At 58.1% G+C, this 21232-nt stretch carries 14 protein-coding genes; 8 read left to right on the top strand and 6 right to left on the bottom strand.

Annotated elements, in window-relative coordinates; all coding sequences use genetic code 11:
- Window positions 1-4: 4 nt before the first annotated feature.
- Both BK658_RS26150 and cra read right to left on the bottom strand, forming a co-directional pair.
- Window positions 5-781 (bottom strand): TatD family hydrolase, encoded by a 777-nt coding sequence (locus BK658_RS26150; protein WP_123584819.1) that lies wholly within the window; start codon window positions 779-781, stop codon window positions 5-7.
- A 3-nt stretch (window positions 782-784) separates the two neighbouring features.
- On the bottom strand, window positions 785-1780 hold the full coding sequence (cra, locus tag BK658_RS26145) for a catabolite repressor/activator (RefSeq protein ID WP_123584818.1): 996 nt from the start codon (window positions 1778-1780) through the stop codon (window positions 785-787).
- A gap of 308 nt (window positions 1781-2088) precedes the next feature.
- Between cra and ptsP the strand changes: the two genes are divergently transcribed.
- Genes ptsP through BK658_RS26130 form a run of 3 tightly spaced genes read left to right on the top strand, consistent with a single transcriptional unit; the run spans window position 2089 to window position 7642 of the window.
- On the top strand, window positions 2089-4950 hold the full coding sequence (gene ptsP / locus BK658_RS26140) for a phosphoenolpyruvate--protein phosphotransferase (protein ID WP_123584817.1): 2862 nt from the start codon (window positions 2089-2091) through the stop codon (window positions 4948-4950).
- Entirely contained in the window at window positions 4950-5891 is a 942-nt protein-coding gene (pfkB, locus tag BK658_RS26135) for a 1-phosphofructokinase (RefSeq protein WP_123584816.1), read from the top strand. Before ptsP ends, pfkB begins: the two co-directional genes overlap by 1 nt.
- A gap of 11 nt (window positions 5892-5902) precedes the next feature.
- On the top strand, window positions 5903-7642 hold the full coding sequence (locus BK658_RS26130; protein WP_123584815.1) for a PTS fructose-like transporter subunit IIB: 1740 nt from the start codon (window positions 5903-5905) through the stop codon (window positions 7640-7642).
- Window positions 7643-7824: 182 nt separating this feature from the next.
- Here the strand turns inward: BK658_RS26130 and BK658_RS26120 are convergent, their stop codons facing one another.
- From BK658_RS26120 to BK658_RS26110, 3 genes are all read right to left on the bottom strand, one after another.
- Window positions 7825-8103 carry a DUF3077 domain-containing protein gene (locus tag BK658_RS26120; protein ID WP_123584814.1) on the bottom strand — a complete coding sequence of 93 codons (279 nt, stop codon included), beginning with the start codon at window positions 8101-8103 and terminating at the stop codon, window positions 7825-7827.
- A gap of 539 nt (window positions 8104-8642) precedes the next feature.
- On the bottom strand, window positions 8643-11174 hold the full coding sequence (locus tag BK658_RS26115; protein WP_123584813.1) for a PepSY domain-containing protein: 2532 nt from the start codon (window positions 11172-11174) through the stop codon (window positions 8643-8645).
- Window positions 11175-11320: 146 nt separating this feature from the next.
- Complete coding sequence (locus BK658_RS26110) at window positions 11321-13645, bottom strand: TonB-dependent receptor (protein WP_123584812.1); 2325 nt, start codon at window positions 13643-13645, stop codon at window positions 11321-11323.
- A gap of 206 nt (window positions 13646-13851) precedes the next feature.
- On the opposite strand from BK658_RS26110, the gene BK658_RS26105 reads away from it, so the two are divergent.
- From BK658_RS26105 to BK658_RS26090, 4 genes are all read left to right on the top strand, one after another.
- A complete protein-coding gene (locus tag BK658_RS26105) occupies window positions 13852-14532 on the top strand; it encodes a Fe2+-dependent dioxygenase (RefSeq protein ID WP_054594043.1) in 681 nt (226 codons plus the stop codon).
- A 2-nt stretch (window positions 14533-14534) separates the two neighbouring features.
- Window positions 14535-15290, top strand: a complete 756-nt coding sequence (locus tag BK658_RS26100; RefSeq protein ID WP_123584811.1) for a tetratricopeptide repeat protein — start codon at window positions 14535-14537, stop codon at window positions 15288-15290.
- Between the two features lie 383 nt (window positions 15291-15673).
- Window positions 15674-17890: an alpha-xenorhabdolysin family binary toxin subunit A gene (locus BK658_RS26095; protein WP_123584810.1), complete on the top strand. Its 2217-nt coding sequence runs from the start codon at window positions 15674-15676 to the stop codon at window positions 17888-17890.
- A gap of 49 nt (window positions 17891-17939) precedes the next feature.
- Complete coding sequence (locus BK658_RS26090; RefSeq protein WP_123584809.1) at window positions 17940-18818, top strand: hypothetical protein; 879 nt, start codon at window positions 17940-17942, stop codon at window positions 18816-18818.
- A 45-nt stretch (window positions 18819-18863) separates the two neighbouring features.
- Here the strand turns inward: BK658_RS26090 and BK658_RS26085 are convergent, their stop codons facing one another.
- Window positions 18864-20027, bottom strand: coding sequence for a type III PLP-dependent enzyme (locus BK658_RS26085; protein ID WP_123584808.1), 1164 nt, complete (start codon window positions 20025-20027; stop codon window positions 18864-18866).
- Window positions 20028-20566: 539 nt separating this feature from the next.
- Here BK658_RS26085 and BK658_RS26080 point away from each other — a divergent pair.
- The coding region (locus BK658_RS26080) for an IS4 family transposase (RefSeq protein WP_123584807.1) at window positions 20567-21232 on the top strand (666 nt) is incomplete at its 3' end.

Raw genomic sequence — 21232 nt, 5'->3', positions numbered from 1 at the left:
CGGATTACCAGTTGAACAGCTCGCAGGCGTTGGCGGTGCTGGCGGCGGCCAGTTGCTCGGGGCTGATGGCCATGATCTGCGCCAGTGCCGCGCAAATCGCCGGCAGGTGAGCCGGGCTGTTGCGTTGTCCGGGGTACATGGCGGGCGCCATGTCCGGTGAATCGGTTTCCAGCACGACCGACTCCAGCGGCAAACCGGCGATCACTTTGTGCATGCGCAAGGCTTGGGGCCAGGTTGCCGCGCCACCCAATCCCAGTTTGAAACCGAGCTTGAGGTATTCGCGGGCCTCTTCCTGGCTGCCGGCAAAGGCGTGGATAATGCCGGCGCGTTTGAGCCTGAAGCGTTTCAAGGTCGCAATCACCGCCGCATGGCTGCGCCGCACATGCAGCAGCGCCGGCAACTGGAAGTCTGCCGCCAGTTGCAGCTGTGCTTCAAACAGCGTTTGCTGACGTTCGCGGTCCAGGTCCTCAAGAAAGTAATCCAGGCCAATTTCGCCCACGGCGCACAGTTGCCGATGGCCGGCCAGACGCGTCAGCCAGTCCGCCAGCTCAGTCAGGTCAGCGGGACGATGCTCATCGAGGTAAGCCGGATGCAGGCCAAACGCGGCATGCAGGTCTGGATCGCTTTGCACCAGATCCCAGACCCGCTGCCAATTGCGCTGATAAACCCCCAGCACCACCATCCGCTTCACACCCACGGCGCGGCTTTGAGCCAGCAGCGCCTGACAGTTCGGGTCGAAGTCCGGGAAGTCCAGATGAGTGTGGCTGTCGATCAGCTCCACGTTTCAGTCCTGGCGAATACGCTGTTTGAAGGTCCGCGCGATGGCTTGCACGCCGGGTTGGTAATGGGCCTCTTCAATCGCCGCGAGAGCCAGTTGCAGGACTTTATCGGCGATCAGTTGATGCTGTTGGGCCATGGCGTTGACCGGCAGCGGCAGGAAGTCCAGCAACTGCGTGTCACCAAACGTGCCGAGGCGCAACGGGCGGGTTTTCAACGGGAAGTCATGCAAGGCATCGAACACGCCTTGAAGCAGCACGTAGGACGTCGTCACCAACGCATCCGGCAAATGGCCGAGGCGTTGCAGTAATTCTTCCATCAGTTGCCGGCCGCAGTCGCGGCTGAACGACTCGCCGTGTTCGATCAGGACTTCGCCCTTGAAGTCGATCAGAGCCTGTTTGAAGCCGGCGGCACGTTCCTGGCTGATGCTCAGCTCGGGTCGCGCTCCGATCAGTGCAATTTGCTTGGGCTGCGGTTGCAACAGGCTGCGGGTGAGGTTCAGGCTGGCTTCGCGATCATCGCTGATCACTGAGCAGAAATGCTCAGGCTCCATGACCCGGTCAATGGCAATGATCGGCAAGCCCTTGGCCTGCAACTGGCGATAGCTGTCATCGCCGGCCGGCAGGCAGCTGGCGACGATCAACGCATCGCAACGCCGTGCGCGAAACAGCTTGAGCAACTGGCGCTCGCTGTCCGGTGCATCGTCGGAGCTGGCAATCAGCAACTGATAGCCACGCGCCCGGGCACCCTGTTCGAGGAGCTTGGCAATCCGCGCGTAACTGGGGTTTTCCAGGTCCGGCAGAATGAAACCCAGGGTGCGGGTGTGTCGACTGCGCAATCCGGCTGCTTGAGGATTAGGCGTAAAGCCATGTTGCTCGACTACCGCGCGCACGCGCTCGACGGTGGCGTTGCTGATGCGCTGCTGTTCGGCCTTGCCATTGATGACATAGCTGGCGGTGGTGACGGACACACCGGCTAACTGGGCGATATCACTGAGTTTCAACCCGGGATTTCCTTGTTTTTTTCGAGCTTGCCCCGACATTTTGTCCAATCCTACCCGATTACGGCAGGCGACCCATGTCGCAACGCATCCGACAAGTTGGACTTCAAGGTTGGGAGATTATCGAGTAACGTGCCAACTCATCTAGATTAAACGTTTCAGCAAGCGTATTTTCTGCGCTATTGGCTCATTTTGCCGGTTCTGCCGCGAAACCGACAAAGGATGCTCTGAAAAAGAGTGCTCTGAATAAAGCCTAAACTGATTCAATCAAAACAATACCTGGCGCGATCCCGCGCCAAAAAGGAGAAAGCATGCTCGAGCTCACCATAGAGCAGATATCCATGGGCCAGTCGGCTGTGGATAAAGCCGCCGCATTGCATTTGCTGGCCGACACGCTGGTTAACGATGGCCTGGTGGCCGAGGGTTACCTCAGCGGCTTGCAGGCGCGTGAAGCCCAAGGTTCGACCTTTCTCGGCCAAGGTATTGCGATCCCCCACGGAACCCCCGATACCCGCGACCTGGTGCACACCACCGGCGTGCGTTTGCTGCAGTTCCCCGAAGGGGTGGATTGGGGCGACGGCCACATCGTCTATCTGGCGATCGGTATCGCGGCCAAATCCGACGAGCATTTGCGCCTGCTGCAATTGCTGACTCGCGCTCTCGGTGAAACCGATCTGGGCCAGGCCTTGCGCCGCGCCAGCAGCGCCGAAGCCTTGCTGAAACTGTTGCAAGGCGCGCCGCAAGAGTTGGCGCTGGATGCGCAAATGATCGGCCTGGGGGTCTCCGCCGACGACTTCGAAGAGCTGGTCTGGCGTGGCGCGCGGTTGTTGCGTCAGGCCGACTGCGTGAGCAATGGTTTTTCTGCGGTATTGCAGCAGGTTGAAGCGCTGCCGCTGGGTGATGGCCTGTGGTGGCTGCACAGCGAACAAACGGTCAAACGCCCGGGCCTGGCCTTCGTCACCCCGGACAAGCCGATTCGTTACCTCGGTCAGCCACTGAGCGGGCTGTTCTGTCTGGCCAGCCTTGGCGAGGCACATCAGGCCTTGCTCGAACGTCTTTGCGCCTTGTTGATTGAAGGCCGTGGTCACGAGCTCGGTCGCGCCACCAGCCGTCGTGCGGTGCTGGAAGTGCTCGGCGGTGAATTGCCGGCCGATTGGCCGAGCGCTCGTATTGCCTTGGCCAACGCCCACGGTTTGCACGCGCGGCCAGCGAAGATCCTTGCGCAGTTGGCGAAGAGTTTTGAAGGCGAGGTCCGCATCCGCATCGTCGACGGTCAGGACAGCGCCGTGTCGGTGAAGAGCTTGAGTAAACTGCTCAGCCTCGGTGCCCGTCGCGGCCAGGTGTTGGAGTTGATTGCCGAGCCGAGCATCGCCGCCGATGCGTTGCCAGCTCTGCTGGCGGCTATCGAAGAAGGCTTGGGCGAAGACATCGAACCGCTGCCGACTGCGAGTGCACAGAGCGAGGTCATCGATGAAATCGCTGACGTCGTGGTTGCTCCCGCCTCCGGCAGTGTGATTCAAGCTGTCGCTGCTGCACCTGGGATTGCCATTGGTCCTGCACATATTCAGGTGCTGCAAGCGATCGATTACCCGTTGCGGGGCGAGTCCACGGCGATCGAACGCGAGCGTTTGAAAACATCCCTGGCCGATGTCCGTCGCGACATCGAAGGGCTGATCCAGCGCAGCAAGGCCAAGGCCATTCGCGAGATTTTCATCACCCACCAGGAAATGCTCGACGACCCGGAACTGACCGATGAAGTCGACACTCGCCTCAAGCAAGGCGAAAGCGCTGAAGCGGCGTGGATGGCAGTGATCGACGCGGCAGCCAGACAACAGGAATCCTTGCAGGACGCCTTGCTTGCCGAACGGGCAGCGGACTTGCGCGATATCGGTCGGCGGGTGCTGGCGCAACTGTGCGGCATCGAGACCCCGAGCGAACCGGATCAGCCGTACATTCTGGTGATGGATGAAGTTGGCCCATCGGACGTTGCACGCCTGGACCCGACGCGGGTGGCCGGCATTCTTACCGCGCGCGGCGGTGCCACTGCCCACAGCGCGATTGTCGCTCGGGCCTTGGGCATTCCGGCGCTGGTCGGAGCTGGCGCGGCGGTATTGCGGCTGGTGTCGGGCACGCCGTTGCTGCTTGATGGCCAGCGCGGTCGGCTGCATGTCGACGCCGATGCGGCGACGTTGCAGCGTGCCGCCGAAGAACGTGACAACCGCGAGCAACGCCTGCAAGCGGCAGCGGCCCAGCGTCACCAACCGGCGCTGACCACCGACGGTCATGCGGTCGAAGTGTTTGCCAACATCGGCGAAAGCGCAGGTGTGGTCAGTGCGGTGGAGCAGGGCGCAGAAGGGATTGGCCTGCTGCGCACCGAACTGATTTTCATGGCCCATTCGCAAGCACCGGACGAAGCCACTCAAGAAGTCGAGTACCGTCGGGTGCTCGATGGCTTGGCCGGGCGGCCGCTGGTGGTGCGGACCCTGGACGTTGGCGGTGACAAGCCGTTGCCGTATTGGCCGATTGCCAAGGAGGAAAACCCGTTCCTCGGCGTACGTGGCATTCGCCTGACCTTGCAACGTCCGCAGATCATGGAAGCGCAGTTGCGTGCCTTGCTGCGCGCCGCCGACAACCGCCCGTTGCGGATCATGTTCCCAATGGTCGGCAGTGTTGACGAATGGCGTCAGGCGCGGGACATGACTGAGCGCCTGCGTCTGGAAATCCCGGTGGCGGACCTGCAACTGGGGATCATGATCGAAGTGCCGTCGGCGGCTTTGCTGGCGCCGGTTCTGGCCAAGGAAGTCGATTTTTTCAGCGTCGGCACCAATGACCTGACCCAATACACCCTGGCCATCGACCGCGGTCATCCGACCCTGTCGGCCCAGGCCGATGGCTTGCACCCGGCGGTGTTGCAACTGATCGACATCACGGTGCGTGCCGCCCATGCGCATGGCAAGTGGGTCGGTGTGTGTGGTGAACTGGCGGCAGACCCGCTGGCGGTACCGGTGTTGGTCGGCCTGGGTGTGGATGAGTTGAGCGTTTCGGCGCGCAGCATCGGCGAGGTCAAGGCACGGGTTCGTGAGCTGAGTCTTGCGCAGGTAAAACATCTGGCCCAACAGGCTCTGGCCGTGGGCAGCGCGAATGAAGTGCGCGCATTAGTGGAGGCTCTGTAATGGCCAAAATCCTAACCCTGACCCTCAACCCGGCGCTGGACCTCACCGTTCAGTTGCCGCATCTGGAACCTGGTCAGGTCAATCGCAGCGACACCATGCACACCCATGCCGCCGGCAAGGGCATCAACGTGGCGCAGGTGCTGGCAGACCTCGGGCATCAGCTGACGGTCAGCGGTTTTCTCGGTGAGGACAATCTTCAGGCGTTCGAAGCGCTGTTCGCCAAACGCGGTTTTGTCGACGCCTTCATCCGCGTGCCTGGCGAGACTCGCAGCAACATCAAACTGGCGGAAGCGGACGGACGCATCACTGACATCAACGGTCCGGGGCCGGTGGTCAGTGCCGCCGCGCAGCAGGCGTTGCTCGATCGTCTGGATCAGATCACCTTGGGTCATGACGCCGTAGTGGTCGCCGGCAGTTTGCCGCGTGGCGTCAGCGCGCAGTGGTTGCACGGCTTGTTGTTGCGCCTCAAGTCGCGGGGTTTGAAAGTCGCCCTCGACACCAGTGGCGAAGCCCTGCGCGCAGGGCTGTCGGCGGGCCCGTGGTTGATCAAGCCGAACACCGAAGAGCTGTCCGAGGCGCTGGACTGCGAGGCGGTTTCGGTGGCTGCACAAGCCGAAGCGGCGAGTCGTTTGCACGCTCATGGTATCGAACACGTGGTGATTTCCAACGGTGCCGAGGGCGTCAACTGGTTCAGTGTCGGCTCGGCGATGCACGCCACGCCACCCAGGGTCAGTGTTGTCAGTACGGTGGGCGCAGGCGATTCATTGCTGGCGGGCATGCTCCACGGTTTGCTCAGTGCCGATACGCCTGAGCAGACCTTGCGCACCGCCACCGCGATTGCCGCCATGGCCGTCACGCAGATCGGTTTCGGTATTGGTGACGCCGCGCAACTGGCGCGGCTCGAACAGGGCGTGCGCGTGCGCCTCCTGACAGAACAATAAGAGGGTTGGTCATGAAGTTAGCCATTGTTACTGCCTGCCCGAATGGCATGGTTACCAGTGTGCTGTGCGCGCGTTTGCTCGATGCCGCCGCTCAGCGTCAAGGCTGGATGACCTGCGTTGAAGTGCATGACGTCGCGCACCCGGAGCGTCAGTTGTCCGCCGCGACCCTGGAAGACGCCGAGTGGGTGCTGCTGGTCAGCACCGGGACTGTGGATATGTCGCGGTTTGTCGGCAAACGGGTGTTCCAGAGCACGCCGTCCCAAGCCCTGCAAGACGTCGATGCGGTGCTGCGTCGTGGCGTTGAAGAAGCCCAAATCTACGTTGCCCCGCAAGCCGTCGTCGAGCCCGCAGCCGTCAGCAAAATCGCGCCGCGTCTGGTGGCGGTCACCGCCTGCCCGACCGGTGTCGCCCACACCTTTATGGCGGCCGAAGCTTTGCAGCAAGCGGCCAAGCGCCTGGGTTATGACTTGCAGGTGGAGACCCAGGGCTCGGTCGGCGCACGCAATCCGTTGAGCGCGCAAGCCATTGCTGATGCCGATGTGGTGCTGTTGGCGGCGGATATCGAAGTCGCCACCGAACGTTTCGCCGGCAAGAAAATTTACCGCTGCGGCACTGGCATCGCCCTGAAACAGGCCGAAGCCACACTCAACAAAGCACTGGCCGAAGGCAAGCAAGAAACCGCGTCGAGCGGCGCCCAAGGCCCGGCCAAGCAAGAGAAAACCGGGGTCTACAAACACCTGCTGACGGGCGTCTCGTTCATGCTGCCGATGGTCGTGGCCGGGGGCTTGATGATTGCGCTGTCGTTTGTCTTCGGCATCTCTGCGTTCAAGGAACCGGGCACGCTGGCGGCGGCACTGATGCAGATCGGTGGTGATACCGCCTTCAAGTTGATGGTGCCGCTGCTGGCGGGTTACATCGCCTACTCGATTGCTGACCGTCCTGGCCTGGCACCAGGAATGATCGGTGGCCTGTTGGCGAGTACCCTGGGCGCCGGGTTTATCGGCGGGATCATTGCCGGTTTCATCGCCGGTTATGCAGCGCAGGCGATCAATCGTTATGCACGCCTGCCGCAAAGTCTGGAGGCACTGAAACCGATTCTGATCATCCCGTTGCTGGCGAGTCTGTTCACCGGCCTGGTGATGATCTATGTGGTCGGTAAACCGGTCGCCGGACTGCTGGAAAGCCTGACTCATTTCCTCGACAGCATGGGCACCACCAACGCGATTTTGCTGGGGGTATTGCTCGGCGGCATGATGTGCGTCGACCTCGGCGGGCCGATCAACAAGGCCGCTTATGCGTTCTCGGTGGGGCTGCTGGCATCGCAAAGTTATGCGCCGATGGCCGCGACCATGGCCGCTGGCATGGTGCCGCCGATTGGCCTGGGCATCGCCACGTTTATCGCCCGGCGCAAGTTTGCCCAGACCGAACGCGAAGCCGGTAAAGCTGCCTTGGTGCTGGGGCTGTGCTTTATCTCCGAAGGGGCGATTCCGTTCGCCGCCAAGGACCCGCTGCGAGTGATCCCGGCGAGCATCGCCGGTGGTGCACTGGCCGGTGCGCTGTCGATGTATTTCGGCTGCAAACTGATGGCGCCGCACGGTGGGCTGTTCGTGATGCTGATCCCGAACGCGATCAACCATGCGCTGCTGTATTTGTTGGCGATTGTTGCCGGGAGTTTGCTGACGGCGGTGGTCTATGCAGTGGTCAAACGCCCGGAAGCGGTGGAGTTGGCGCTAGAGCCAGCCCAGGCTTAACAGCAAAGAGAAGGCAAGATTACGCTGCACGTCAATACGCTGGAGGACAAGCCAGCTCCGGAGGTAGGCGCGCAAGAAATCGTCGCGCTTAGGGCGAAGTTGCCTATGTCCCAGGCTGTTTGAGCAGAGAACCGAGCACCTGAAAAGCCCCGCCTTCGAGAGAAGTGCGGGGCTTTTTTCGTTCAATTGCGGGGGGTGTCCCGTGCGCCAAGCACCTTCACCACGTCATCGATCACTGCCTTGCTCATTTCCTGCAAATAGTGAGACGCCCAGGCATAGCGGTCCGTACCGCGCACCATTGCCGCATCTTCGGCCAGCAGCTTGGAGAGGTGGAGCAAGTCGGAAACGTGGGACAGGGCTTCGCGGATCGGGACGCCGCTGTTGACGCGGAAGAGGGGTTGGTCGCAGTGGATGGAGAAGGGCGTGAGGCCGGCGGTTGTCAGGTCTGGGGGGTTAGTCATGGGACACCTCCGAGGGGGCGGAGGTAGTAAAAGCGCGAACGTTGGTTGGATCGATAACGACCATTGGCAAAACTCCTATATATCAGTGAGAGCTGCTTCATTCGTTATCAGGCGAATGGGTGGCAGCCGTGCGCAGGCTGATAAACCGGTATATAGGACCCGGCAGACCCGAGGGTCTCCCACGCACAGCCGCCATGGCACGAAATAGCGGGCATAAAAAAACGCCGGCAATCGTGATGAGGGGCGTTGGTGCGCCTATATATTACCCGGGTTATCAGGCCCGGTCGCTGAATGGGCAGCGACGTTTTCAGGCTAGTAGGTCGGGTGAGGAGGCGCAATCGTAGCGATGTGGTGGCTTATGTAAGATTTTGTGTGGTCTGATGATCGTTCCCACACTCCCGCGTGGGAATGCATCCTCTGACGCTCTGCGTCAGCTCGCGAAGCGGAACGCGGAGCGTCCCTGGCGGCATTCCCACGCGGGAGTGTGGGAACGATCAGCACAAGACACCTCTGCCAGTCCAGAGGGTCAGGGTGAGGCTTTAGTACACGTCGCGTCGATATCTGCCCCGCTCGATCAGCCGCTCGACTTCATCAACACCGAGCACTTCGTTGAGTACTTGATCCACGCCTGTCGCCATCCCTTTCAGACTGCCGCAGATGTAGATCGATGCACCGTCTGCCAGCCACTTTTTCAGCTCGACGGCACGTTGGCGCAGGCGATCCTGAACGTAGATCTTCTCGGCCTGATCCCGTGAAAATGCCAGGTCCAGTCGCTCCAGGTCACCTTCGATCAACCATCCCTCGAGCTCATCGCGGCAGAGGAAGTCATGCTCGCGATTGCGTTCGCCGAACAGCAGCCAGTTGCGTGTCTGGCCATCGGCGATTCGTGCCTTGAGCAAGCTGCGCAGGCCCGCCAGCCCGGTGCCGTTGCCCAGCAAAATCATCGGTACGGGCGTTGCGGGCAGATGGAAACCGCTGTTGCGCCGTACCCGCAGGCTGATGGCAGAACCCAATGGCGCGTATTCGGTCAGCCAGCCGGAGCCGACGCCCAGACGCCCATCCGCATGGCATTCCTGACGAATCAGCAGTTCGAGCACGCCGTCGGCGGCAATCGAGGCGATCGAGTATTCGCGCATGGCCAATGGCACCAGCGCGTCGACCAGCGCCTGAGCGTGCAAGCCGACCAGGTGCACGCGATTTTCGGGTAATTGACGGCTGGCCAAGGCGTGTTCCAGGGTTTCCTGCTCGCCATTGATTTGCACCCGACTGTTGCCGGCGATGCCCAGCCCTTCAAGGAACTGTTCAATCGCGCCCCGGCAGTTGCGCGGTAACACTTCAACCAGGTCTCCGGCCAGCCAACTGCTGGTATCGGGCGCCGTCAGGCCCAGCAGGTAAACGTCGGCGCCACTGCTGTCGGGGTTGAGCAGTTCGCGCTTGCGCAAGGTCCAGTTGTTGTAGCTCGGGGCTTTCCAGGTATCGACCGGTGGCTGCCCGGTCAGTTGACCAAGTTGCTGCTGCCAATGGCGCAGGGCATAAGGGTCGCCGCTGTCGACTTCCACCGGGGCGAACAGCGTGGTGCCACCGTGTTCCGCCAGCCAGCTGTGCAGGCGTTTGGCGAAGCCGCAGAAGTGTTGATACTGCCGATCACCGAGGCCAAGCACGGCGTAGTTCAGGCTCGAAAGGCTCAGCGCCCGACCCAGCACCTTGCGCTCGAAACCACGAGCGCTGTCCGGTGCTTCGCCGTCGCCAAAGGTACTGACCACGAACAGCGCATTGCTCGACTCGCGCAGGTCCTGCTCGCTGACAGCCGCCAGCGGTTGGACCTTTACCGGCAACCCAGCGGCCTGCAATTGGCTGGCGGTCTGCCAGGCCAACTGTTCGGCAAAACCGCTCTGGCTGGCGAAGCCGATCAGCCATGCCGGTACATCGCTGGCGGTTTGCATCAGCTCTTTGCGGGCGTTTTTGATCTGGCGTTGCTTGCGTCGACGGTCCAGGTACAGCAACCAGCCGGTGATGAAGAACAGCGGCATGGTCAGCGAGGCGAGTGTCAGCACAATTCGCCCGACGAGACCAAAGTAACTGCCGACGTGCAGCGCGTAAATGCTGCTCAACAGTTGCGCCTTGAAGCTCTTGTCGCCGTAGCGATCATGACGGCTGATAACACCGGTGGCCGGGTCGAGAGTGATCTGGTTCAGCGCCCGGTCATGGGGTGAGTTTTTCAACAGATAGAACACGGTCGCCGGTTGTCCGGCCACCGGTGGCATGCGCACGTTATAGGCGCTCAGGCCCGGCCCCGCGGCGCTGTAGATGCTGCTCCAGATCGCGTTGTAATCGGCGGTCGGCAGGGGGCCGGTCGGTGGCGGTGCACCACGCCCCTGTCTGACGCGTTCGTTTTGCGGTGCGTCCGACAGTAGTTTGCTCAGGCCCTTGTTGTACCACTCATAGGACCATGACAGCCCGGTCAGCGCTGCCAACAGGTAAACCAGCAAGCACCAGGTCCCGGCGACCGAGTGCAGGTCCCAGTTGAAGCTGCGACCTTTTTTCGCCCAGTCGAGGGTCAGCCAGGCACGCCAGCTCGCGACCTGACGCGGCCAGCGCAAGTAGAGCCCGGACAGGCAGAAGAAAATCAGGATCAGTGTGCAGGCACCGGTGATTTGCCGGCCGGTGTCGCCCATCGCCAGGAAACGGTGCAGTTGCAGCATCAGGCCAAAAAAGTCCTGGCCAACGGCATCGCCCATGTAGTCGCCGGTGTACGGGTCGACGTAGCGCATCTGGCCACGGCGCTCGCCCGGCGGCGGGGTGAAGAACACGCGCGCAGCAAAGCCACTTTCGGTTTCGACCCAAAGCATCGCGACTTTCTTGCCCTCGGCAGCCTCGACCTTGGCCACCAGATCCGCCGGCGGCAGTACGCCGGCCACCTGCTTCTCGACCTGCAGGACCTGTGGGTTCAGTGCCCGCAGGATCTCATCCTGAAACGACACCGCCGCACCGGTGATGCCCATCAAGGCCAGCACCAGACCCGCGCTGATGCCGAAGAACCAGTGCAGCTGGAACAGGGTTTTCTTCAACACGTCGACCGCCTTGTTCGTTTAAAAACTGTGTGTTCAGTAAGTGTTTCACGGCGCGCATTATGCCGTGAGTTGTCGAGAAACATTCTTTTTTACATGCAAAAGCCCCGCTCATCGGGATGAGCGGGGCTTGGCGACTTCGTTCTTTATCAGAAGTGGAAGTTGGTGCTCAGCAATGCCGTACGCCCCGGCGCCTGATTGGCGAAGTGGGTGGCGAAGGCTTTGTCGTAGTAGGTCACGTCGGTCAGGTTTTGCAGGTTCAGTTGCAGGTCGACGTTTTTGGTCAACTTGTAGCTGGCCATTGCGTCGTAACGAACGTAGGAGTTGACCATGGTGGTATTGGCCACGCTGCCGAACACGTCATCGACATAGAACGCGCCGCCACCCAGGGTCAGCTTCGGCGTGACGTTGTAAGTCGACCACAGGCTGGCGCTGTTTTTCGGGGTGTTAGGCAATTGATTGCCATCGGTGGCGTGGTTCAGCGGGCCGCCATCGACTTGCTCGCTGTCCATGTAGGCGTAGCCGGCGAAGACCTGCCATTTGTCGGTGATCTTGCCGTTGGCCGACAGCTCGATCCCTTGAACGCGGGTTTTGCCGGCGTTTGCGTAGGAAGTGGTATCAACCTGAACACGAGCGTTCTCTTTCTCGGTACGGAACAGGGCGGCAGTCAATGACAGACGATCGTTGAGCAGGTCCCACTTGGTGCCGACTTCGTAGTTCTTGGTGGTTTCCGGCTCCATGTCGCTGCTCAGCAGATTGCCGTTGCGATCCTTGGTGCCCGACAGCGGGTTGCCGTCCATGCCTTCGCCCAGGGTATTACCCGGTGGTGTGGCGGAGGTCGCGTAAGAGGCGTAGATGCTGCCGTTTTCAGCCGGTTTGTAAACGACACCCAACTGACCGGTGACGAACTCGCTGGTGTCAGCGCCTTTGGCCGTGGTGGCACCCGCCGCGGTGAAGGTCTTGTACTGGGTGTCGAAGTGGTCGTAGCGCAGGCCCATGTTCACCAGCCATTGCGGCGACAGTTCCAGCGTGTCGAACACGTACAGGGCACGTGTATTGGCGGTGGTGTCGGTGCCCGCGTAGTTGCGCGAAATCGCCCCGTTCCACGGATCGTTCGGGTTCGGGTTGGCCAGCGAGGTGCAGTTGTAGCCGCTGGACGCGCCGATCATCGACGGCGTGCAATTGCTGCTCGATGTCGCGGGCGATCCCGGCGTGGTATCGGTGTTCACGTTGTACGAGGATTTTTCGCCTTCTTCACGGGTGAACTCGACACCGGTGGAGAAACTGTTCTTGAAGCCGGCGATGTAGAAATTGCCAAACAGATCGGTCTGGTTGGTGGTGGTCGCGACGTTGCTGACACGGCTGTTGGCACGACGCCAGACGCTGCCGTTGTTCACGTTGCCCTTGCTGTCGTCCGGCTGGGTCAGGATGTAATCCTGCATGCTGGTGCCGTGGCGCAGGGTGTTCTTGATGGTCAGCGCGTCGCTCAGGTCGTGCTCGATGGCGAAGGTCGCGGTATCGGTACGGGTCTTGCGGAAGTCGCGGTCGGTCAAACCATAGAAATTGCTGCTGTCGCCACCCGCATAAGGTTTGTCCGGGTTGCTCTTGGTGCGATCAGCGGTCTTGCCCGAAGCGGGTACGGTGTACGGAATACCCGAGTCCGGCAGGTCGTTGCTTTGCAGATGGTAGTAGTCGAGGTTGACGCGGGTGTCGGTGCCCAGGCCGAAGGCCAGCGACGGTGCGATGCCCCAACGGTCGTAGTCGACTTTGTCGCGGCCGGCGACGTTGCTTTCGTGGCTCAACAGGTTCAGGCGGCCAGCGGCGGTATCGCTGAACTGGTAGTTGCTGTCCAGGGTGTAGCGCTGGGTCTGGTCCGAACCCCAGGTGAAACCGCCATTGAACGAGTCGCCCAGGTGCGCCTTTTTGCTCACCAGGTTGATGCTGCCACCGGCTGCACCACGACCGCCAATGGCGGAGTTCGGGCCTTTGCTGACTTCAATCGACTCCACAGCGAAGATTTCACGGCTCTGGGAGCCGGTGTCACGCACGCCGTCGAGATAGGTATCGCCCTGAGCGTCGAAACCACGGATGAACGGGCGGTCGCCCTGCGGATTGCCACCTTCACCGGCACCGAAAGTGATGCCCGGAACGGTGCGCAACGCATCCTGCATATTGAGGGCGCCAGTGTCCTTGAGGACCTGCTGTGGAATCACGGTCACCGAACGCGGGGTGTCAATCAGCGGTGCGGTGTACTTGGGCGAAGAGGCTTTTTCGACCTGGTAGGAGGTGGAGTCCTGAGCTTCACCGGTGACACTGGTGGCATCCAGGGCAATCGCATTGCGCGGCGCTTTATCGTCGGTCTTTTCTGCCGCGTAAGCCATGTGCGCTGCAGAGCTGGCGGTGATCGCCACGCCAATTGCAGAGGCGAGTAGACGCGGTGAGCTGACCGATGATTGTGGTAGTTGGCGTGACATTGTGAATTCCCCTCCCCAGGGTTTGAGGCCGCGGAATATAGGGTAAATACGTATTTGTATCAATTGAGATATATTGCTATTTGAGTTGAATTTACATTCTTTACAGTTTTTCCTTACGGCTTTTACGAATTCATCCGTCAGTGCGATTTTACATAGCCAATAAGAATCAATACCATTAGCATCCATTTGCCCTCAGGTATCGTCCCATGCTGCTGCATATTCCCGGCTTGTTCTCCCGCGAAGAGGTGCAGCGCATTCGCGAGGCTCTGGAGCAGGCTGACTGGGCGGATGGCAAGATCACCGCAGGCTTTCAGTCGGCCAAGGCCAAGCACAATCTGCAACTGCCGGAAGGTCACCCGCTGGCGCAGGAAATCGGCGCAGCGATGCTTGAACGGTTGTGGAAGCATCCGCGATTCATGTCAGCGGCGTTACCGCACAAAGTCTTTCCACCGCTGCTCAACTGCTACACGGCGGGGGGCAGTTTCGATTTTCATATCGACAATGCCGTGCGTCAGCCCAAGGGCAGCATCGAGCGCGTTCGCACCGACCTGTCATCGACGTTGTTCTTCAGTGACCCGGACGAGTACGACGGTGGCGAGCTGGAAATCCAGGACACCTTTGGTACCCAGCGAGTGAAGTTGCCGGCTGGTGACCTGGTGCTCTATCCGGGCACCAGCCTGCACAAGGTCAACGCGGTTACTCGCGGCACGCGGTATGCGTCGTTCTTCTGGACTCAAAGCCTGGTTCGCGAAGACAGCCAGCGCGCCTTGCTGTTCGAGATGGACGAGGCGATCCAGCAACTAACCCGGGACATGCCGGATCACCCGTCGCTGATTCGCCTGACCGGCACCTATCACAACCTGCTGCGCCGCTGGGTCGAGGTTTAACCGTGAGCTATCGACTACGCCGCGAGGAAGTCCTCGACGGCGATCAACTCAGCGCGATGCTCGCCGAAAGCCCGGCCCGTGCCGCTCAGGCAATCCTGATTGCCGCGAAGGCCGGGATCCTCGACGGCCAGGCCTTGCTCGGTCAAATACTGCTCGAAGGGCAGGGCATCGCCAAGGATCAGGTGTTGGCCCTGCGCTGGTTCGAGATCGCCGCCAACGGCGGGCATCTGATGGCGCGCAACATGCTCGGTCGCTGTCATGAACATGGCTGGGGTTGTAATGCCGACGCTACAGTCGCTGTGGGGCATTATCGCTGCGCCGCCGACGCCGGACTGGACTGGGCGATGTACAACTACGCCAACCTGCTGGCCACCGGACGCGGCATAGCCGAGGACCAGGCGCAAGCACTGGCGTTGTATCGATGCGCCGCCGAGTTGGGCCACGCCAAATCCATGAACCTGCTGGGCCGCTATCTGGAAGAGGGACGCCAATGCACCGCGGATCCATTGGCGGCTCGGGAGTGGTATCGACGCTCGGCCGAAGGCGGGGATTTTCGCGGGCAGTTCAGTTATGCAGCGGTACTGGCCGATGAAGGGCATGTCGATGATGCGCTGGGCTGGTTGCGCAAGGCGTTGGCCGGCGGGAACGTGAATTTCTTGCGGGTGAGCAGTGAGTCATTGCTGGGCGCACATCATCCGCAAATCCGTGGGATGGCTGATGCGTATCGGCTGCGGCTTTCTCAGTTGGCCACGTTGTAACGGTTAGTTGTTACCGTTAACTATCTCGATAGCGAAGTTTCGCTTTCTTTAGACTATTACACGATAGAAAGTATTGCCTGAATAGGGTTGATGTACTCGTCGGGTGTGCGTGATGTTTAGAGATGAAGCTGCAGTTGTAGTGGTTTGATTTTGATGCAAGGTAACTCTATTTGTGGTGGTTGTTTTTCAAGAAGTATCGGCCTGGTTAAGCGGTTGTTGTGCTGGTTGTCTTGATTTTTAATATTTAAAGTCTTGTGAGTATTCGTCGCGGCACATTAAGGTCTGTTTTCACGGTATCTGTAATTGGGCTGGATGAAACGGCTCATTAGTGTCGTGAATAAATGGGGCATATATTAATGTCCGAAGAAGACAAGGAGTCTCTGATGGAATTCAAGATGGATAGCAAGGTGGTCGAAGCCGCTGCAAAAGCGCCTCAGGTATTTGTGAACGCATCGCTTGGCGAGGGGGAGGAATATAACCGGGAACCCGGAATGCAGTTGACAAAAGAGCAGATTGTCAGTCTAAGAAAATATGAAACCTTAGGGCTGTCTCTTCCCGTTCGGCTACAGGATGTCATCGCGTATTTAAACTATGGCGCGGGTGATGAGGGCGGCGTGGGACTGACGGCCAGGGATTTTTTACGCACATTCACCACGACGTATGACCATGCTAAGCGCTGGTCGCCATTGCGCGAGCAAATAATGCTGACGGGTACCGACCTTAAGATTTTCGCCGGCAGCATTATCAGGATTGGTAAGGCAATTGTAGAGGTCTATGAAGACCTCAAGGCATCGAAATACCTGGAAGAACACAATATCAATACGCCGGAGGAGTATCAGAAACTGAAACTCCAGATCCCGAACCTTCCCGATCTTGGCTTGCCTTCGGGAGATGTTCCGGAAATCAAGGACTACCTCAATGACATGCTGACGAAGGTCAAACACTGTCATGAGAAGGCCGAGCATGTCAGGAAACAATTGGATAGCTTTGGCACTGATATGCGCGAACAAGTACTCCCGGAAATAAAGCTGAGACTGGAATTCATCTCGAAAAATACGTACCAGGCAGATATTCAGGATCTGCAAAAGGAAATCGACCAACGCTCGGCAGAAATTGACGAGCTCAATAAACAATACGATCAACTGGTTCAGGAAGCGATCACGGCGGCAGCGACCCTCAATATTGGCGGGTTGATTCTTGGCATCTATCAGGGTGTCAAGGCTGAAAATATACGCAGTGAACGTAATAAGCTGAAGGAGTTGCAACAAGCCGATAATCAAAGGATGGCCAGCAAAAACCAGACGCTGAGCTCCTTGAATAAAGTGCGTGATGATCTTCAAAACCTGAGCTACGTTGCGATCGAAGCTGAGGTCGCGACTCAAAATCTTATGCTGGTATGGAATGCACTGAGTACCTATATCGCTGCTTCCATCAAAGAGGTCGATATTCTGGAAGAAGCGACTTCATTGAGGCGGTTTAAAAATCAGATACTCAGTATTATTGATCCTTGGGAGCAAATAAAAGTAGGTTCGGATCAATTGCTTGGTGTGTTCGCTGAGGCGGATAAGGAATACAAGAATAATCGTCTGTTTTTTTGGGGTGAGACAATGATGCGTTCGTTATTAGATAATTCGGATTATCCAGCTTTCAATATGGCGGAGTTGCGTAGCCATAACGCCGCGGTGCAAGGAACGAACACCACTGCACAAATGCTTGTCGAACAATTCGCTTACTTGCCTGGCACTGTCGGAGCAATGAATGATCTGGCGGTCGCTATCAATAAGACAACGTTCGATCTGCGTAATCAGGCCCAGACAACCAGTATCTACTTGGAGCGTGCGGAGAAGAAGCTGAAAGGCTATCAGGCAGAGCTTGATTACCCGGACGATGTCGATGAGGTTCGTGAGGACATGGAGCGCGAGCTCAAAAATGTATTCGATAAAATGTCCGCACACACTGAAGATTTAAAAAGTATCCATAAAAGTATTAGCACCCCGTTTGACAGAGTTGCCTCGGAAAAATGGGTTGTTACGCTGAAACAGGATCGGGCATTCGCTGAAGAGCTCAAAATCAATTCCGAAGAAAAATGTGCTGAACTGAATGAACAGATGAAGTCCGTGTCCGAAGCGATTGACTTGATCGGGAAAGCCGGAGTCGAAAAAATCGGTGAGGAGGCGCAGTTGTCGCTGGATAATTTGAAAGCGCTGGGTTTGGCGCCGCCGCAGATTCAAGTCGCATTGTTGGCTATTGATACGCTTAAAAAATTGATTTCTGGTATTGGGGATGCCATTTCTTATCTCAACATGCTGGCGGCCTACAACAGGCTAAAGGAGAGAGCGGGTGATCTGAGGGTGCAGTTGCAAAAACACACCCAAGCTATCGCCCAGATTAATGGGAAGATTGAATTGGTAAAGACGCTGGACGAGTTGGACGATGGACGCTGGGAATACGTGAGTGAATTTTCGAATCTGGTCTCCGACATTGAAAAGTTCTCCCGCGAATTTAAGCAGGATAAGTCACTGCCCGTCGAGGCGCGAACGGATACCGCGATTGCCCGGATCGCCGACGTCATTCAATACTTGAAAACCATTCAGCAGTAATAAGGAGTCGAGGAGGTGGGTCGCACGCCCGCCCCCTCTAATATGCAATATGAATATACTTGCCTATGAATTTACCGCGGCGCAGCGGCACGTGTTAGATCGTTACACCCATTTCCTTGGTTCCCTGCACCCGACATTCAACAGTATACCGGTTGTGTTTGAGCGCCGTAGAAGAAGCGGCCATCAACTGGCGGTTCTGGCCAAGGATTCGCGCTTGGACAATGCTCAGTTTAATGAGCGATATCTGCAAGCGTTTTGGGGGGGTACTGAAGAAACCAGGCTTTTATGCAGCGCTTATGTTGAAGACCTGGCAACATTCACCCGCGAATCGTTAGAAATAACCAGGCAGTTCTCCAGGAACGAACCCATTGGTCAAGTGGATTTCAGACTGTACAGTTTATCCAGATCTCCGACCTGGATGTTATTTCCGCCAAAGAATGTACAGGATCTGGTTCACGAATTGACGCTTCGGCTTTATGATCTAAGAGCTACGATGCGGCAATTGAAATATACAATCGAGGAAGTGTATCGCGAGTCATTTGGACTGAAAGCAGTATTCACGAGTGCAATGAATCATCAATCCTGTAATTGCCATCCACAACCGACTGTTGCGGAGGAGTTGTTTTGCGAGGTTGGTACTACCCCTGTCTGGGACATCACTTACTCTTCCAGGGACGCTTCGATCAGGGCGGCAGAATATAAAAGCGATATTGTGGCGTTATTTAGCGGGTTCGTTTCCGTAAACTCGCAGATGGGCCTGTTCATCGAAGAAGTCTATCAGCGTATAGACGGCGTAATTAACGAACTCTTGTGGGCAAAGAGTGTGTCCAAACTCGGGGAGTTGAATTTCAAATTGGGCGCAGCTATGGAGGGAACTAATGAGTATATGGCGATGTTGAACCACCTTGAGGCATGGCTGCGGAATTAAAAAAAAGGTCCATGTTTACATGGACCTTTTATTTCAAGAGATCGCTTATACGTAGAACGATTTCAACGGCGGGAAGCCATTGAACTCAACGGCGCTGTAGCTGGTGGTGTAAGCACCAGTGGACAGCCAGTACAGGCGGTCACCGATGGCCAGGTTCAGTGGCAGGCCATACTTGTAGTTCTCGTACATGATGTCGGCGCTGTCGCAGGTTGGGCCGGCGATGACCACTTCTTCCATCTCGCCTTTCTTCTCGGTCCAGATCGGGAACTTGATGGCTTCGTCCATGGTTTCGATCAAACCGGAGAATTTGCCCACATCCGTGTACACCCAACGCTCGACGGCGGTGCGGGATTTACGCGCGACCAACACCACTTCGCTGACCAGGATGCCGGCGTTGGCGATCAACGAGCGGCCTGGCTCGAGGATGATTTCCGGCAGGTCGTCACCGAAATCTTCCTTGAGGAAACGGATGATTTCTTCGGCGTAGGTTTCCAGGCTGTTGGTGCGGGTAATGTAGTTGGCCGGGAAGCCGCCGCCCATGTTGATCAGCTTCAGGTGGATGCCGTCTTCTTCTTTCAGACGCTCGAAGATCACTTTGACCTTGGCGATCGCGGCGTCCCAGACACTGATGTCGCGCTGCTGCGAGCCAACGTGGAAGGAGATACCGTAAGGCACCAGGCCCAGGTCGCGAGCGAGGATCAGCAGGTCCATGGCCATATCGGTCTGGCAGCCGAATTTGCGTGACAAAGGCCAGTCGGCGGTGGTCGAGCCTTCGGTCAGGATGCGCACATAGACTTTCGAACCCGGTGCAGCCTTGGCGATGTTGCGCAGGTCGGCTTCGGAGTCGGTGGCATACAGACGCACGCCCTTCTCGAAGAAGTAGCGAATGTCCTTGGATTTCTTGATGGTGTTGCCGTAGCTGATGCGGTCCGGGGTTACGCCGCGGCCCAGCACTTTGTCCAGCTCGTAGATCGAGGCGATGTCGAAGCTCGAACCTTTCTCTTTCAGCAGGTCGATGATCTCGACGGCCGGGTTGGCCTTGACTGCGTAGTAAACCTTGGCGAATTCGAAACCGGCGCGCAGGTCGTCATAGGCCTGGGCAATCATCGCAGTATCAATGACCACGAACGGGGTTTCTTGCTTGTCAGCGAAGGCCTTCATTTTCTGAAAGGTTTCGCGCGCAAAATAGTCTTCGACGTTGATCGACATGCTGGGAACTCCTACTGGCAAACTGAAATTATCAATGGGTGCAAATGAACGTCCTCCGTATCCCCACTTTGGTTCGCCTACTTCCCAAGGCATGTCGCCGAAAGCAAAAAGGCCATGGGAAATGGTGCTTCCCTTGGCCTTGCTGTCTCGTCGTCAGTACTTGAGCCGGATGGATCGTTTCCAGCATGGACGTTCGGCGCGAACTTTAGGGCGTGAGGGCCTTGAGATCAACAAAAAATGTCGCGTTTTTGCACGCATCCGTCGTGCGGTCCTGGTCAGTCACTTGTGTAACCGGCCCTGATGACAGTGTGATGTTCCCGTTGGATGGATATTTTGGGTGTAAATAATCGTTCCCACGCTCCGCGTGGGAATGCCTCCCTGGACGCTCTGCGTCCGCCCTTTGAGACGCGGAGCGTCCCTTGATGCATTCCCACGCAGAGCGTCACTAGTGTCCGGTAAAAACTGAAGGGGGAGCTTGCTCCCCCTTGCTGTGCCCGCTTCTCAGCGATAATCGGTTCTTTCAGACTCGATTTCCGGCCATGTTCAGCAGCACTCGCCTTGCACAGATGCTCCAGGCACTTCCTCATCAACTCTTCAAAAACGCAGTCAAACGCTGCGGAGCTGATCGCTACGCCAAACAATTCACCTCTTGGGATCTGCTCATCACGCTGATTTTTGGCCAGATCACACAGGCCCAAAGCTTGCGCACTCTGGCAACGGCGTCGCAATCTCTGGAGCCTCACCGTTACCATCTCAACGCAAAGAACATGGTGCGCTCGACCTTGTGTGATGCGTTGAACAAGCGCAGCCCAGAGCCGTTTCGATTGGCCTGCGAACACCTGCTCCAAGGCGTTGGTCGCAAGCAGCGTAAATCCCTCGAAGCCATGATTACGTTGATTGACTCGACCTCAATTACCTTGCGCGGTCCGGGCTTCGATGACTGGACCACCGCGACGAAGACCCGCATAACACAAGGTCTGAAGGTGCATGTGGCGATCGATCCACGGCAAACGGCCCCGACTTACGTGAACATCACCGCCGCCAATGTCAACGATCTGAGCGATGCCCTGACCATGCCGCTCGAAGCGGACATGACATACGTTTTCGACAAGGGTTACTGCGACTACAACTGGTGGCACCAGATCGATCAGATGGGGGCTATCTTCGTCACACGGCTCAAAAAAAACGCCAATATGGATCACGTA

It is taken from the genome of Pseudomonas brassicacearum (assembly GCF_003732175.1).
GTDB classification, from domain to species: domain Bacteria; phylum Pseudomonadota; class Gammaproteobacteria; order Pseudomonadales; family Pseudomonadaceae; genus Aquipseudomonas; species Aquipseudomonas brassicacearum_G.
Note: the sequence above shows the minus strand (reverse complement) of the source record. Positions and strands in the feature narration are given on the sequence as shown.

Coding starts and splice junctions, on each gene's coding strand:
- BK658_RS26120 (WP_123584814.1), bottom strand. CDS start 8,103: ATGACTAACCCCCCAGACCTGACAACCGCCGGCCTCACGCCCTTCTCC.
- BK658_RS26110 (WP_123584812.1), bottom strand. CDS start 13,645: ATGTCACGCCAACTACCACAATCATCGGTCAGCTCACCGCGTCTACTC.
- pfkB (WP_123584816.1), top strand. CDS start 4,950: ATGGCCAAAATCCTAACCCTGACCCTCAACCCGGCGCTGGACCTCACC.
- ptsP (WP_123584817.1), top strand. CDS start 2,089: ATGCTCGAGCTCACCATAGAGCAGATATCCATGGGCCAGTCGGCTGTG.
- BK658_RS26105 (WP_054594043.1), top strand. CDS start 13,852: ATGCTGCTGCATATTCCCGGCTTGTTCTCCCGCGAAGAGGTGCAGCGC.
- BK658_RS26085 (WP_123584808.1), bottom strand. CDS start 20,027: ATGTCGATCAACGTCGAAGACTATTTTGCGCGCGAAACCTTTCAGAAA.
- BK658_RS26090 (WP_123584809.1), top strand. CDS start 17,940: ATGAATATACTTGCCTATGAATTTACCGCGGCGCAGCGGCACGTGTTA.
- BK658_RS26095 (WP_123584810.1), top strand. CDS start 15,674: ATGGAATTCAAGATGGATAGCAAGGTGGTCGAAGCCGCTGCAAAAGCG.
- BK658_RS26130 (WP_123584815.1), top strand. CDS start 5,903: ATGAAGTTAGCCATTGTTACTGCCTGCCCGAATGGCATGGTTACCAGT.